Genomic DNA, 14,968 nt, shown 5'->3' with positions numbered 1-14,968 from the left:
AAAGATAATTAATCCTCAACCAAACAAAGTTCAAAAGTAGTTTTACCATTTTCATTTTTATGAGCGAGATAACCTCCATGGGCTTCTACAATACTTTTGGACAAGGTTAATCCAATTCCTGCACCTTCTTGGCGAGTAGTAAAAAACGGCAAAAATATCTTGTTTTCTATTTCTTTTTCGATGCCTTTTCCAGTATCGGTAATTCGTATAAAAGTTCGGTTTTCTTTGGCTTCGGCCGAAATAATAATTTGTTTGTTTAAAGAATCTTCGAGAGCATAAATACAATTTGTTAGAAGATTAATCAGTACTTGTTCCATTTGCTGAGAATCAACATTTATCTTGCGATTTAAAGCGATTGTATTTATAACTTCTATTTGATTTTTTTGAAACAACGGAGCCATAACCTGAAGACTATTTTCTACCCAATACTGCAATTCTATCTTCTCTTTTTTAGGAGAGGGCAACATGGCTAATTTGCGATATCCTTCGATAAATTTTTGCAAATGGTCGCTTCTTCTTAGCATTGTTCCCACGCTATTTTTAATGTCTTCCAGATCTTCTGTCGACATGGTGTCCTGATCGACCAAATCTTGTAGGTTTTGGCAAATAGAACGAATAGGAGTGATGGAGTTTAAAAGTTCATGAGAAATCACTTTCATTAAATTTCCCCAAGCTTCTTTCTCTTTTTTCTCTACCACATTTTGAATTGAATCCAGCAAGACAATAAAATAATCCAAATCGCATATTTCTGTTCTGGAAGTTTGCATAACAAAGGTTTGCACGTTTTCCTGATTCACACGAATTTCTAGTGATGTTTTAATTTCCTGAAAATCCTGATCTTCGATAACTTCGCATAAAGTTGGTAAATGGTTCTTTAGATATTTCCATTTAGAAATTTTAGGCACATCAAAATATTTGGAGAAATAGTCATTCATCAAAAAAATGTTCCATTCATCGCCATCTTTTTGCAGAATAAAAATTCCGGTTTCGATATTGTTTAATATAGAACGGTATATAATATCTCTTGAAACTTGTTCTTTTTGGTTGTTTTTTAGGGTATCATATAAAGTAAATAAATCATCATAATTTTTGTTGAATTTATGTTTAGAAAAATCTGAACTAAAATCATTTTGCAATATCGATGCAATAGTTTTATTATAAAGCAAAACGAAATTCCGAACATAAAAATACATTTCGCGTACAAGGAAAAAAACAATGAACAAGCTAAATATAGCAGTAAAAATCAACTCCTTTTTAAAGAAGTAAATAGCGATTTCTACACCAGATAAAATAAGTAGTAATCTCAGAAAAAGAAGATTGTATATTTTTAATGATTTAAACATAGTAGATAGTAATGTATTATTCGTTAAACTGGTTTTTGTCACAGATTAATCACATTCAAAACTTTGCGACCTTTGCGTAAACCTTTGCGTTCTTTGCGGTTAATTTCTCTACCACAAATTGCACAAATTTCCGCGAATTAAAAACTTTGCGTAAGTCTTTGCGACCTTTGCGGTAAAATTTTTAGCCACTCCCGATAGCTATCGGGATAAAAGGATTAAAAAGATTCTATTCTTTGCGGTTAATCTTTTGTATACTTTGCGGTTAATTTCAAAACTTATGGATTAATATTATATTTCTCTAAACGTCGGTATAAAGAACCTCTTGATAATCCTAGTTCTTCAGCTGTTTTACTTATATTATTATTGTTCTTGAGTAATGCTTTTTCGACGGTAGCTTTTTCGACTGTGGAAAGCTGAATATCATCTGGATTTTCGTCATAAGTTGTTATTTCGTTTAAATCCAAATCAGAAACCGTAATGAGATTGTTTTCGCAAAGGATAACAGCGCGTTCTATTTTGTTTTCCATTTCACGGATATTACCTTTCCAAGCGTGCTTTTCGATTTGTTCGAATACTTTTTTGTCAAAAGTAATTTCGTCTCTTCTGTATTTAACAATCATTTTTTCTAAAAGATATTCTGCCAGAGGAATTTTGTCTTCGTTTCGTTCTCGTAATGGCGGTAACACTATCTCCATCGTATTAATACGATAATACAAGTCTTCTCTAAAGGTTTTATCCTCAACCTCTAGTTTAAGATTTAAGTTGGTTGCTGTTATGATGCGTACATTAAGTGGTCTTGCTTTTGTTTCTCCCAATCGGGTTACGGTTTTGGTTTGTATAACCTGCAAGAGTTTAGATTGTAAATGTAGCGGGACATTTCCTATTTCGTCTAAGAAAATAGTTCCGTTCTGAGCCATTTCAAAACGTCCGGGAGTATCAATTTTGGCATCGGTAAAAGCACCTTTGGCATAGCCAAATAATTCACTTTCGAATATATTAGAGTTTAATGAACCTAAATCGACTGCAATAAATGGATTGTTTTTTCTTTCGGATTGTGTGTAAATATGATGTGCCAAAACAAATTTACCAGTTCCGTTTTCACCCAGAATCAAAACATTCGCATCGGTTTTTGCTACTTTATCTGCCAATGAATATGCTTTTTTTATAATCTCTGAATTACCAATAAAGAAATCTTCTGCGGGTTCGTGGTCTTTAAGTTTCTTTTGGTCTTTACGGGATTTATCTACTGCTTGTTTTACAGATTCTAGTAGTTTTTTATTTTCCCATGGTTTTAAGATATAATCAAAAGCACCCGATTTTAAACCTTCTACTGCTGTTTCGACTTTACCAAAAGCCGTCATTAAGATTACTACTGTTTTTGGCGAAAGCGTTTTTATCTCTTTTAATAAATACAAACCTTCTTTTCCGTCCTCAAAACCTATTCTGTAATTCATATCGAGCAAAACTACCTCGATGGTGTTTTTTGCCAATAATTCGACGATATTTTTTGGATTATTGAGCGTATAAATGTTCTCAAAATACTTTTTTAAGTACACTTTTGATGCAAAAAGGATGTCTTCCTGGTCATCTATAATCAATATTGAGGCATTTGTCTTTTTCATTCTTGTTCGGTTTTGGACGAAAGGTGTCCAATAATGGACACTTTTAAATTTGGCTTTAAATAAAAACTTAAAAATAAGCCAGTTACATATTTTTAATTTTTGGCATGAAAATCACTTTAAGACTAGTAAATCATCAAGTATGAGAATCATTATTGCTAGTAAATGTAACAAAAATAGATATTTATAGATTATGTTATCAATTATCTTAATTTAGGATCTGTTTTTTACTTCAGCGATACAATTCTTAGACAGAAAAACAAACATCAAAAATCAAATTATTATGATCAAAATTGAAAAGCTTTCTAAAATATTTAGAACTGAAGAAGTAGAGACAAAAGCTTTAAGCGAAATTTCATTAACGGTAAACGAAGGCGATTTTATATCGATCATGGGACCATCTGGAAGTGGAAAATCGACTTTATTAAATATCATCGGATTATTAGATAGCGCTTCTGGTGGAAGTTATGAATTGTTAGGACAGGAAATGATTGGATTAAAAGAGAAATTTGTATCGAAAGCCAGAAAAGAAAACATTGGATTCATTTTTCAGAATTTTAATTTAATTGATGAATTATCAGTTTATGACAATATCGAATTGCCATTAATTTACAACAATGTTCCATCATCAGAAAGAAAGAAAAAAGTAGAGAATATTGCAACTATATTAGGTATTTCTCATCGTTTAAAACATTATCCGCAACAACTTTCGGGAGGACAACAACAACGTGTGGCTGTTGCCAGAGCTTTAATCAACGACCCAAAAATTATTCTTGCCGATGAACCCACAGGAAATCTGGACAGTAAAAACGGTAATGAAGTAATGGAATTATTAACGGATCTTCATGCTAGTGGTTCTACAATTTTAATGGTTACACACTCTGATTATGATGCTTCATTTTCGCAGAAAACCATTTTAATGAAAGACGGTATTATTCTTTCGGAAAAAAAGAATAATCGAAATGTAGATGTTTTAGTAAGTAACTCAATAAACTAAATCATGCTAAAGAACTGGATCAACGTATTTATTTATCACATCAAAAATAATAAGCTTTTTACGGCTTTGAATGTTTTGGGCTTGGGTATTGGAATTGCAGGTTTAATTTTTGCGATTTTATATTGGAACGACGAACAGAGTTATGACCAATGGAATCCTAATAAAGAAAATGTCTTTTTAGTCGCTAATCAAATGGATGCAACTACCTATTGGGCTTCGAGTTCATCACCAATAGGATCTGCGATACAGGCTGTAAGTCCTGAAGTAGAATCTTACTGTTATTTAAGCGGAAGTTATGATAATGAGATACTGTATTTTAATAATAAAAAAGTACAATCTGACAAGGTTGTCGTAGCACAAAAAAACTTTTTTGATTATTTTCCTTATGAGTTTATAGAGGGGAATCAAAAAGCTGAATTACCAGATGTAAACAGTATTTGTTTATCGCAAGACCTGGCTATTACCCTTTTTGGAAACGAAACGGCTCTGGGTAAAAAAGTAGTTTTACAGAAAAAAGTTCTGATTGTAAGAGGTGTTTATAAGCTGGATAAAAAATCAGTATATAATCCTTCTTGTGTGGTCAATTTTATGGATGCAAGAATAAAAGAAACCATTCAGCAATGGGGTAATTTTCAATTTGTTCTATTGTTAAAATTAAAAAATCCGAATGACCAAAAACGAGTGACTCAAAATCTTCAAAAAATATATTTTGAAAATATGACAGCTCGTTATGCAAAGGATCAAGGTATTAAAATTGAGGAATTTATTAAGAAATTTGGCGAAGTAAAACCCCTTTTAGAACCCTTATCATCCATTCGCTTACATTCAAAAACTGGTAGTTTGATAGAAGCAAAAGGTAATCTTCAATTTTTACTTATTATGGTTGGGTTATCGGTTTTAATCCTACTGTTATCTATTGTAAATTATGTTAATTCGGCAACAGCAAATGCTATAAAAAGGGCTAAAGAAGTTGGAGTTCGCAAAATTATCGGGGCTTCGAAACTCTCTATAATTCAACAATTTATTTTTGAAACCGCTATCATTTCGTTGTTTTCAATTTTAATAGCATTGGTTATTGTCGAGATTTCTTTACCGTATTACAATGCATTTTTAGAAAAATCTCTCGTTTTACAAACTGGACAGTTTTACTCGCAGCTTGTTGTTATATTTTTTGTAACCGTTGTCGTGGCAGGAATATTTCCGGCTATTTATGTTGCTAATTTTGAACCGCTAAAGGTTTTAAAAGGAAATTTTGGGCGAAGTAAAAACGGTATCTGGCTTAGAAACGGAATGCTGATATTTCAATTTGCGGTAGCTACTTTCTTTATTATTGGATCTTATATTGTGTATGAGCAAATAGAGCTTATGAACTCAAAAGATTTGGGTTTTAACGGAAAACAAATCCTTAATATCTCTTACAGAAATATTTACGGTGAAGCAATAACTGAAAAAGAACAATTTGCCCGCTACAACAGTATTAAAAACCAATTGCAACATATAAAAGGAGTACAACAAGTTGCAGGAGGTGGCTTTGTTTTTGGGAGTGGGGCAAAATCTGTAATATCATATCATTATAAAGATAAAAATATTGATGGTAGTAATATGCCAATAGATTTTGGACTGTTGGAAATGATGAAAATAAAAATTGTAAAAGGGCGCTATTTGAGTCCGAAATTTGCGCAGGACACCATTACTTCGATGCTAATTAATGAAACTGCCCTAAAATTATTAAATGAAAAAAATCCGATAGGTAAAAAACTAAACTGGAACGGAAATGATGCTATTATTGTTGGGGTTGTAAAAGATTTTAATATCGGAAATCCGGGAGATCCAATACCTCCAATGTCCTTTTTCCATTTTAAAACTGTACCCTGGTTTCCTGGACTTTTGAATAATATTTATATTACAGCCGATCCTAAAACTATGCAGCAAACCATAGCTGATATAGAAAACCTTTGGACAAAAAAAGTAGATACTGAATATCCGTTTTCATACGATTTTGTAGATAAAGAATATAAAAGATCTTATAGTAATTATGTGAAGCAAAAGAATCTTTTCACTTTGTTGAATGTCATTGTTATTATAATTGCACTTTTTGGGTTATTTGCTCTCGCATCGTACTCTATTGAGCGTCGTATGAAGGAAATTGCTATTCGAAAAACACTTGGTGCCGATACAAATGTTTTATTAAAAGAACTTTGTAAGCAATATGTTGTTTTTAGTATAATAGGTTTTTTAATCGCTTTATTTCCAGTGTATTATTTCCTCAACAAATGGTTGGATAATTTTGCTTACAGAATTAGCATTTCTGTTTATCCTTTTATAATCGGATTTACTGTCTTACTGGTATTAACATTATTAGTTGTACTTACAAGAGCTTATCAGGCAACCAAAATAGATGTTCTAAAATACCTTAAATACGAATAAGATGCTAAAGAACTGGATCAACATATTTATTTATCACATAAAAACCAACAGGCTTTTTACGGCTTTAAATGTTTTAGGATTGTGTATTGGAATTGCTGGATTAATTTTCGCGATTCTGTATTGGAACGAGGAACATTCTTATGATCAGTGGAATCCCGAAAAGGACAAAGTATACTCGGTTATGAATGATATCGGGGGAGGTAACATCTGGTCGGTAAATCCTACGACGACTGCTCCAATGCTAAAAATAATGTCGACAGCGGTGGATAGTTATTGTTATACCCAATGTCTATATACTAAAGAAACAGTAGCCTATAAAGGGAAGCGAGAATTACTGGATAAAATCTATACGGCTCAAAGTAATTTTTTTACTTTTTTTCCTTACGAATTTATTCATGGTAACGGAAAAACGGCTCTTAAGGATCTTAATAGTATTGCTTTATCAGAGGAAACTGCTTCTCGATTATTTGGAAACGAAAACCCGATGGACAAGCAAGTAAGGTATTTGGATAAAATATTTATGGTTCGTGGTGTATATCGTTTAAATCATAAATCGTCTGTAATGCCAGATTTGGTTACTACTTTGATAGAAGAAGATTTAGAAAAGGATAAAGGAAAATGGAGTTATAATTATGGATTGATGCTTAAGCTCAAGAAGCAAAGTGACACAACTTCGATTAGAAAAGATTTGGATGCCATTTTTATAGATAATAATTTAAAAGTTTCAGCAAGAGAAGAAGGTGTATCGGTTGCGGAATATGTAAAGATGTATGGGGAACCTGTTAAAGCCAGTTTACTTTCCTTACCCAATACCAGATTATATTCGGGAAATTGTCCTTTTCCAGAAGGCAATGGCAATTTGTTATTCTTGCGAATATTGATGGGTTTATCAGTACTTATCCTATTGCTGTCTATTGTAAATTATATCAATTTGGCTACAGCCAATGCAGTAAAAAGAGCCAAAGAAGTAGGAGTAAGGAAGATTGTTGGAGCTGGAAAAAAGCAAATTATAGCACAGTTTGTATTTGAAACGGCGTTAATTACACTTTTCTCAGTTTTATTGGCATTGGTAATGGTAGAACTTTCGTTGCCTTTTTATAATTCGTTTTTAAGCAAAGAACTTGTGTTAAATGGGGCTCAATTTTATGTTCAGTTAATACTTATTTTCGTAATTGTAATTTTAGTTGCTGGAGTTCTGCCTGCTATATACGTGTCTAATTTTGAACCTTTAAAAGTTTTAAAAGGAAATTTTTCTCGTAGTAAAAGCGGAATTTGGTTGCGAAATGGTATGCTGGTTTTACAATTTGCTATAGCTACTTTTTTTATTATTGGTTCATTTATAGTGTACCAACAGGTAAAATATATGAATGAAAAGGATTTAGGGTTTAGTGGGGCTCAAATTATCGATGTGATTTTTAAACCTAAGCAAGGCAAAAGTCAATTTGAAAGATACAAACTAATCAAGCAGCAAGCAATGAAGATTAAAGGTGTTGAGGCTGTTTCTGCAGGATTGTTTTCTATTGGTAGCAACGAGAATTCCTGGGATAGTTTTTCTTATAAAGACAATAAAGGAATCTTAATTCAGCGTATGGGAGTCGATTTTGGAGTATTGGATATGTTGGGAATCAAAATTGTAAAAGGGAGAGATTTAAATGAAAAGTTTTCTTCAGATACAATTTCGAACGTTTTGGTAAACGAAGCGGCTGTTAAGACAATGCAAGAAAAAAATCCAATAGATAAAGTAATTAATTGGCTAGGTAAAGATTATAAAGTTGTAGGCGTTGTAAAGGATTTCAATTACTTTGGACTTGAGAATGAAATAAGCCCGATGATTTTTGTACACTTAACAGCAAGTGCTATTAATAAAGAAAATTTACATAATGTTTCTTTTAAAATTGCTCCGCAAGATATGGCTAAAACAATTGCTGATCTGGATAAGTTTTGGAGATCAAAAGTTGATGCAGAATATCCTTTTGAATATAATTTTGTAGATAAGAATTTTGCCAGAAACTATAAAAAATATGAAAACCAAAGAGATTTATTTTCCTTATTAAATGCAATTGTTATTCTTATCGCCGTATTTGGATTATTTGCTTTGGCTTCTTTTTCTATGGAACGTAGATTACGCGAAATTGCTATCAGGAAAACACTAGGAGCAGAGACGAATGTTTTACTCAAAGAATTATCTAAACAATATGTAATCTTCTGTGTAATAGGATTTATAATAGGGATTATTCCAGCGTATTTCTTATTGCAACAATGGCTTGACTATTTTGCTTTTAGAATTAATATTCAGATATTTCCGTTTGTAGTTGCCTTTTTGTCTTTATTGTTTTTAACATTAACTATTGTTTTGGCAAAAGCCTATCAGGTTACTAAAATTGATATTTTGAAGTACTTAAAATATGAGTAGTTTTTGAGGTTCAAAGGTTTTTTTGAGGTTCAGAGGTTCAGAGGCGCAAAGGTTCAAAGTTTTTTAAGATTGAGTTTAAAATCTATAAAATAGAATATATGCTCAATTGTTTTCTTCGTAGTCTTGTCACTCTGAGCGTAGTCGAAGAGCCATACTGAGTTCCGACTAAGTTTATCCTTTACGAACTCTTGTTGCGTATAATTTAGGACGCGGATTTTAACGGATTTACTTCGTAAAGACGCGATCCCGAAGCATCGGGACTGATTTCTTAAAGTAAGAATAAGAAAAAAATCCGTTTTTATTCGCGTTTTCGCGATAACGAATCCGTGTCATCCGCGTCCTAATCGTCATTTTATTGACATGGCTCTGATTTAAAAATAATAATAAAAAAATTACTAATGCTAAGATTAATTAAATTAGTTGCTTCGGCAGCAATAATGCTGTCATTTACAATTTGTGTAGCACAAAAAAGTTCGAAATCAATAGTAAATACTCAAATAGATCAATACATAGCTCAAGTGCAAGAAAGCTCTGGAATTCCGGGTATTTCCCTTGCAGTTATTAAAAACGGTAAGATAATCCATAGAAATAATTACGGAAAGGCAAATATTGAACACAATATACCTATATCTGATAAATCTATTTTTAGACTATATTCTTTAACAAAGCCAATTATTGCGACTGAAGTTTTTCAGCTTATTGAGCAAGGTAAATTATCTCTGGAAGATTCAGTTTCAACATATATTCATGATCTCCCAAGTTCTTGGAATGCTGTACAAATTAAAAATTTGATAACACAATCTTCTGGACTTCCTGATATTGTTGCGTATGAAAAACTAGAGGAAAGTGTAGCTAAAGAAAAAGTTTTTGCCGATTCTCTTCATTTTAAAAAAGGAGAAAAATTTGAGTATAATCAAACTAATTTTTGGCTTCTTCAAAAAGTTATTGAAATAGTAAGCAAGCAAGATATTGAAACGTTTATAACAGTAAATCAGTTTGAAGGAAAGGAATCTAAAAAAAGTGTTTTTTTCTCTACAGATTCAAGAGATATTATCCTTAATAGAGTAACACCTTATTTTTATTATGCTACGGGTAAAATACAGCTAGATCTTCCTAATAACGGAAGTTATCTTAATAGTTGTAATGGTATCAATATTACAATGGACGCATTTATTACTTGGGATAAAAAATTCAGCAGTAATAAACTTATCAATGATACCTCAAAAAAGAAAATGTGGGAAGCATTTCCATATACAAAACCTGATACAAAATTTACTTTTGGATGGGATGAACAAATAATTAATGGACATCTATCATACGGCTTTTCAGGCGGCCGAATAACTGCTTATAGAAATTTTCCTAAAGATAATTTAAGTATCATTTTTTTAGCAAATGGTTTGGGTGGTGATTTTAATGTAGATGATATAGTTAATCAGATTGCATATCTAGTAGATAATGATATTTTCAGGAACTAAGGTTCAGAGATGCAAAGATTCAAAGTTGCAAAGGTTCAGAGTAACAAAGATACTGAGTTGCAAAGGTTTTCCGTAGAGAAGCACCGCAGTGCGTCTTCATAATATGATTCCATAAAGAGGGTGACACACTATTGAGATTTTGGAAAACAAGATTGAGTATATACTCTATTTTATAAAACAGTTTCACAGTGTTGCGCATAAAATAGGACGCGGATGATACGGATTCGCTATTGCGAAAACGCGGAAAAAGACGGATTTTTTATAAATAAGAAAAAGAAAAAAATCAGTTTTTATCTGCGTCTTTACGAAGTAAATCCGTCTCATCCGCGTACCATTTTTTTATACTCTAAGCGAGCTACGGAATCCTCTTACGGCATAGTATGAATCGGCACCGTTATGGTATATAAAGATAGTATTATAGCGAAAATCGGCAAAGATAGCACCACCGAGTTTTCTTATCTCCGCTGGGGTTTGTATCCAGCTGGATGTTTTTGTATCAAATTTTCCGAGTTTATGTAATTCCCGATATTCTTCTTCGTTTAAGATAGTAACACCCATAGCTGTTGCCATATTAATAGCACTATTTTTTGGCTTGTGTTCTTTTCTTGCTTCTAGTGCTACATGGTCGTAACAAATGCTTCTGCGACCTTTTGGGGTTTCAGCTGAGCAATCGTAAAAAATGTATTCGTCGGTACTTTTATCATGTCCTACAACATCGGGTTCTCCACCAGTTTCTTCCATTTCATTAAGCGACCATAATTTTTCGGGATTGGCTTCTAGTTTAGCTTGTATTTTGGCCCATTCAAGGCTTTCGTGACGAGCCTTATTTTTTTCAAAACGAGTTTTTAATAGGTCAAGAAGTTCTTCTTGTTGTTTTGGGGATAATTCTTTTTTCATTTTATTTCTTGATTAAAAATTAAACTAAAATGGTTTTTCTGTCTGCAGGTCTGTAATACCAAGATATAACAGTTAGAACAAGTAATAATATTGGTCCAAAGTATTCTTTGGCGCCATCACCGCTTGCAAAATGAGAAAATACTGCACCCGACATTGCAAAAACGAAACCTGCATATGCCCATTCTTTTAATAACGGAAGTTTAGGAATAAGAATTGTTATAACACCTAATATTTTCCAAACACCTAGTATGGTCAAAAAATAGAGCGGATAACCTAAATGTGCCATCATATCGGCCTCTTCTTTTAATTTTAATACTTGTACTATTCCAGTTGATAGCATTCCTAATGCTAGCCAGAGTGTAGCAATCCAATAGATAATTTTATTTCTCTTTGTCATGATAAGTTATTTTAATTTGTTAGCAATGTCTTGTAATCGGTTGTGTGCCATATTTATGCCTTGGGCAAAAGGTAGTTTGAGCATTTGGTCTCGAAGTTCAACCGATTTATATATGATATGTATATCTAGTTTACTTGTATTGTCTGTAAGTTTTTCAAATTCTAAGAATTCAAGTTGTACAGCAAATGGTGTGTTTTCCATTTCAAAAGTTCGTGTGATTTTTTGGTTCGGAACAAACTCATGAATGGTGCCATTGGCTTGAAATACTACATTCCCGTTAGCGTCACTTGTTTGATATTGCCAACTGCCGTGTTTTCTATTTTCGAGTTTCAGTACTTTGGTTCCCATCCATTGTGCTACAATTTCGGGTTCGGTGTAGGCTTTAAAAAGCAATTCCAGAGGCAAATCAAATTCTCGTGTAATTACTATTTCCTGTTTGCCATTTTCGGCATTGATTTTTGTTTTTTTCTCCATGTTAGATAATGTCTTTATAGTTTTTCATTATTGTTTCTAATTTATTAAATCGGTCTTCCCACATTTGGCGGAATGGCTCAATAAAGTCGGATACGTCTTTCATCTTTTTGGGATTAAGGTGATAATAAATTTCTCTTCCGTTTTGTTCTTGTTTCAGTAATTCACACTCTGTGAGTATTTGTATGTGTTTAGAAATAGTTTGTCTCGATGAGTCAAAATTTGCTGCTATTGCACCAGGAGTCATTGCCTGTATTGCAATTAGACTTAATATTGCCCTGCGAGTAGGGTCGGCTATTGCCTGAAATACATCTCTACGAATTTCCATTTTGCAGTTATTTGACTGCTAATATAGTGCAGTTATTTGACTGCGCAAAATTTTTCTGATATTTTTTTTATTTAAGTGTTTGATTACTAAAGATAATAAGTGTTTTTTGGTTGATTTTTCTGCCACAGATTGCACGAATTAGCACTAATTTAAACTTTGTGCTCTTTGCGTAAAACTCTTGCGCTTTCTCTGCGGTTAATTTTCTGCCACAGATTACACGGATTTAATGAAATTAACCACAAATTACTCAAATTAAAAGCTTTGCGACCTTTGCGTATCCTGATAGCTATCGGGACTTTGCGAACTCTGCGTTTATTTCTTTGCTACAAACCACAATCTTGTCACCCTGACGCAGGAAGGGTCTCCGTGAGTGACTCGGCAAAGATTATGAAGTTTGTCGCGGAGATTGCTTCGCCAATTCGCTATTGCTCGTGTCTTCGTTCCTCAGAAAGACAAGATTGTAGAAAAACTTTGCGCGCTTTGCGTTAAACTCTTGCGCGCTTTGCGGTTAATTCTTCGCCAAGGATTACATACTCTTTGCGGAAAATCCTCATGTAAATAACAGTTATTCTTACTTATTACTCAAACGATATAGTTTTTTGTAACTTATTTATTACGAAATAATTAGAGTAATTTGTTTTTAAAGAAAACTATTCCTATTATTGTTATTTGTTTAAAGTTTTTACTTACAAAAAAGCATATTGTATAATTAAGCAATCTGAAAAAATGAAAAAACACTACTTATTACTTATGTGTATTTGTCCATTATTCATGTATTCCCAAGATATCCTTTGGGAAAAATCGTATGGAGGAATACATGCTGATTATCTTTTTGATGCACAACCCACAGCCGATTATGGTTTTATACTCGCAGGAAGTTCTTTATCTGATAAAACAGGTAATAAGGCTGACAATAATAATGGCGATTTAGATTATTGGATTTGGAAAATGGATGAAAAAGGGGAGTTAGTTTGGCAAAAAAGCTTTGGAGGAAGTGGTTTCGACTTACTACAAAGCATAAAAAACACCAGAGACGGCGGTTTTATTCTTGCAGGAACGTCTAATTCTCCTAATGATTTTCAGAAAAAAGATGCTTGCAAAGGAGGTACTGATTTTTGGGTAATTAAGCTAGATGCCAATGGTGAGGAACTATGGCAACGAACTATTGGTGGCAGTGGTCAGGATGAACTTTTATGCGCTTTCCAGACCAGAGATGGGGGATATATACTTGGAGGTTCTTCTAGCTCTAGCCCGGAAATAACAGACGAAACGATAGAAACTACACAAGCATTAGATTTTAAACCAAATATATATACCAAATCGGAGATAAGCCGTGGCAATATGGATTATTGGATTGTAAAATTAGATAAAGCGGGAGTTGTAGAGTGGCAAAAGACATACGGAGGAGAATATGCCGATGTATTAAGAAGCATGGAGCAAACCCAAGACGGAGGATATATTTTGGGAGGATATTCTAATTCTCCACAATCGGGAGATAAAACAGAACCTAATGCAGGGATAGGCGATTATTGGATCATAAAGATTGATGGTGTGGGTGGTATCGAATGGCAAAAAACATACGGAGGTGATGGAGACAATCAGTTGTATGTAGTTCATCAAACACTAGATGGCGGATATATAGCAGGAGGAAATTCAAATAGTACCAGTCCGCTTACTTCTTTAGGTGGTATGGTAGGCAATGGTACCGATTATTGGGTATTAAAGCTCGATGATAAAGGAGATGTTGTATGGAGTAAGACTTATGATTTTGGTAAAACGGATATTTTGACCTCTTTGGTCGAAAACCAAGATCAAACCTATTTAATTGGAGGGTATTCTCAAAACGAAAATGAATACGCTAAAGATGGAATTGCCGGAAAAGCAGCAGGACTTGTCAATAAAAACAAAGAGGCAGGATATATTGCTTTAAAAATTGATGATAAAGGCGAAGAAATCTGGAAGAAAAATGTAGCTAGCAATGGTGATGATGTGCTACAAAAACTATTCGAAACCAGAGATGGAGGTTACTTAATGGCAGGAACATCCAACTCCGGTACATCCAAACAGAAAAAATCTACTATAGGAGGTAATGATTTTTGGGTAGTCAAGTTAAAAGACAAGACCAAACCCGAAAAAGTTAAACCCAAAGGCATAGAAGCCATTCCTAATCCCGCAGTAACATTTACCAATATTATTATAGGATATGAGTATGAAAAAGGAACGGCTACGGTTGTAGATATGGCGGGACGCATCCTCCAGCAGTTCGCAATCACAGACCGGACCGTTCCTATTGATTTAAGCCGTTACCCAGAAGGAATTTATGTGGTGAATATAAAAACCAATGTGCAAACGGATGGTGTGAAAGTAATAAGAAGAGGGAGAAATTAGATTTTGATAAAAAATAAGAACTGTAAATACAGGACATCTTAACAGCAATACTTTTTACCTATATCATCCGTGTATTTATGAGTAAAAATAACTAAGGTTGTAAAGTTTAAAATTAGTAATACGTTACGAAACTTTCCTAATTATAAATAACCCTCCATTGATCTATGCCAATTCCCTAATGGAATTTATTTAATAAAAGTAACTGACGTAAAT

The 14,968-nt window shown here is 33.2% G+C and carries 11 protein-coding genes; 5 read left to right on the top strand and 6 right to left on the bottom strand.

Annotated features, from left to right (window positions below; translation table 11 throughout):
- Positions 1-8: 8 nt before the first annotated feature.
- Together AC3IPI_RS19380 and AC3IPI_RS19375 are read right to left on the bottom strand one after the other, a co-directional pair.
- Entirely contained in the window at positions 9-1,385 is a 1,377-nt protein-coding gene (locus tag AC3IPI_RS19380; protein WP_489155036.1) for a sensor histidine kinase, read from the bottom strand.
- 233 nt (positions 1,386-1,618) lie between these two features.
- Positions 1,619-2,965, bottom strand: a complete 1,347-nt coding sequence (locus AC3IPI_RS19375; protein ID WP_489155034.1) for a sigma-54-dependent transcriptional regulator — start codon at positions 2,963-2,965, stop codon at positions 1,619-1,621.
- A 280-nt stretch (positions 2,966-3,245) separates the two neighbouring features.
- Between AC3IPI_RS19375 and AC3IPI_RS19370 the strand changes: the two genes are divergently transcribed.
- The 4 genes from AC3IPI_RS19370 (at position 3,246) to AC3IPI_RS19355 (ending at position 10,274) form a co-directional block, all read left to right on the top strand.
- The gene (locus AC3IPI_RS19370; protein WP_489155032.1) at positions 3,246-3,959 is read left to right on the top strand and encodes an ABC transporter ATP-binding protein; all 714 of its coding nucleotides are present in this window, start codon (positions 3,246-3,248) and stop codon (positions 3,957-3,959) included.
- Positions 3,960-3,962: 3 nt separating this feature from the next.
- Entirely contained in the window at positions 3,963-6,386 is a 2,424-nt protein-coding gene (locus AC3IPI_RS19365; protein ID WP_489155030.1) for an ABC transporter permease, read from the top strand.
- Position 6,387: 1 nt separating this feature from the next.
- Positions 6,388-8,799 (top strand): ABC transporter permease, encoded by a 2,412-nt coding sequence (locus AC3IPI_RS19360; protein ID WP_489155028.1) that lies wholly within the window; start codon positions 6,388-6,390, stop codon positions 8,797-8,799.
- A gap of 398 nt (positions 8,800-9,197) precedes the next feature.
- On the top strand, positions 9,198-10,274 hold the full coding sequence (locus tag AC3IPI_RS19355; protein WP_489155026.1) for a serine hydrolase domain-containing protein: 1,077 nt from the start codon (positions 9,198-9,200) through the stop codon (positions 10,272-10,274).
- Between the two features lie 339 nt (positions 10,275-10,613).
- Here the strand turns inward: AC3IPI_RS19355 and AC3IPI_RS19350 are convergent, their stop codons facing one another.
- From AC3IPI_RS19350 to AC3IPI_RS19335, 4 genes are read right to left on the bottom strand one after another with little or no spacing between them, the layout of a single operon-like run.
- Complete coding sequence (locus tag AC3IPI_RS19350) at positions 10,614-11,171, bottom strand: DUF4256 domain-containing protein (protein ID WP_489155024.1); 558 nt, start codon at positions 11,169-11,171, stop codon at positions 10,614-10,616.
- A 19-nt stretch (positions 11,172-11,190) separates the two neighbouring features.
- Positions 11,191-11,568: a DoxX family protein gene (locus AC3IPI_RS19345; RefSeq protein WP_489155022.1), complete on the bottom strand. Its 378-nt coding sequence runs from the start codon at positions 11,566-11,568 to the stop codon at positions 11,191-11,193.
- A gap of 6 nt (positions 11,569-11,574) precedes the next feature.
- Complete coding sequence (locus tag AC3IPI_RS19340) at positions 11,575-12,042, bottom strand: SRPBCC family protein (RefSeq protein ID WP_489155020.1); 468 nt, start codon at positions 12,040-12,042, stop codon at positions 11,575-11,577.
- Between the two features lies 1 nt (position 12,043).
- Entirely contained in the window at positions 12,044-12,367 is a 324-nt protein-coding gene (locus AC3IPI_RS19335) for an ArsR/SmtB family transcription factor (RefSeq protein WP_489155018.1), read from the bottom strand.
- Between the two features lie 726 nt (positions 12,368-13,093).
- Here AC3IPI_RS19335 and AC3IPI_RS19330 point away from each other — a divergent pair.
- Positions 13,094-14,755, top strand: a complete 1,662-nt coding sequence (locus AC3IPI_RS19330) for a T9SS type A sorting domain-containing protein (protein WP_489155016.1) — start codon at positions 13,094-13,096, stop codon at positions 14,753-14,755.
- Positions 14,756-14,968 lie beyond the last annotated feature (213 nt).

The sequence above is a fragment of the Flavobacterium sp. GL_143 genome (assembly GCF_057834355.1).
Note: the sequence above shows the minus strand (reverse complement) of the source record. Positions and strands in the feature narration are given on the sequence as shown.

Coding starts and splice junctions, on each gene's coding strand:
- AC3IPI_RS19375 (WP_489155034.1), bottom strand. CDS start 2,965: ATGAAAAAGACAAATGCCTCAATATTGATTATAGATGACCAGGAAGAC.
- AC3IPI_RS19370 (WP_489155032.1), top strand. CDS start 3,246: ATGATCAAAATTGAAAAGCTTTCTAAAATATTTAGAACTGAAGAAGTA.
- AC3IPI_RS19365 (WP_489155030.1), top strand. CDS start 3,963: ATGCTAAAGAACTGGATCAACGTATTTATTTATCACATCAAAAATAAT.
- AC3IPI_RS19360 (WP_489155028.1), top strand. CDS start 6,388: ATGCTAAAGAACTGGATCAACATATTTATTTATCACATAAAAACCAAC.
- AC3IPI_RS19355 (WP_489155026.1), top strand. CDS start 9,198: ATGCTAAGATTAATTAAATTAGTTGCTTCGGCAGCAATAATGCTGTCA.
- AC3IPI_RS19350 (WP_489155024.1), bottom strand. CDS start 11,171: ATGAAAAAAGAATTATCCCCAAAACAACAAGAAGAACTTCTTGACCTA.
- AC3IPI_RS19345 (WP_489155022.1), bottom strand. CDS start 11,568: ATGACAAAGAGAAATAAAATTATCTATTGGATTGCTACACTCTGGCTA.
- AC3IPI_RS19340 (WP_489155020.1), bottom strand. CDS start 12,042: ATGGAGAAAAAAACAAAAATCAATGCCGAAAATGGCAAACAGGAAATA.
- AC3IPI_RS19335 (WP_489155018.1), bottom strand. CDS start 12,367: ATGGAAATTCGTAGAGATGTATTTCAGGCAATAGCCGACCCTACTCGC.
- AC3IPI_RS19330 (WP_489155016.1), top strand. CDS start 13,094: ATGAAAAAACACTACTTATTACTTATGTGTATTTGTCCATTATTCATG.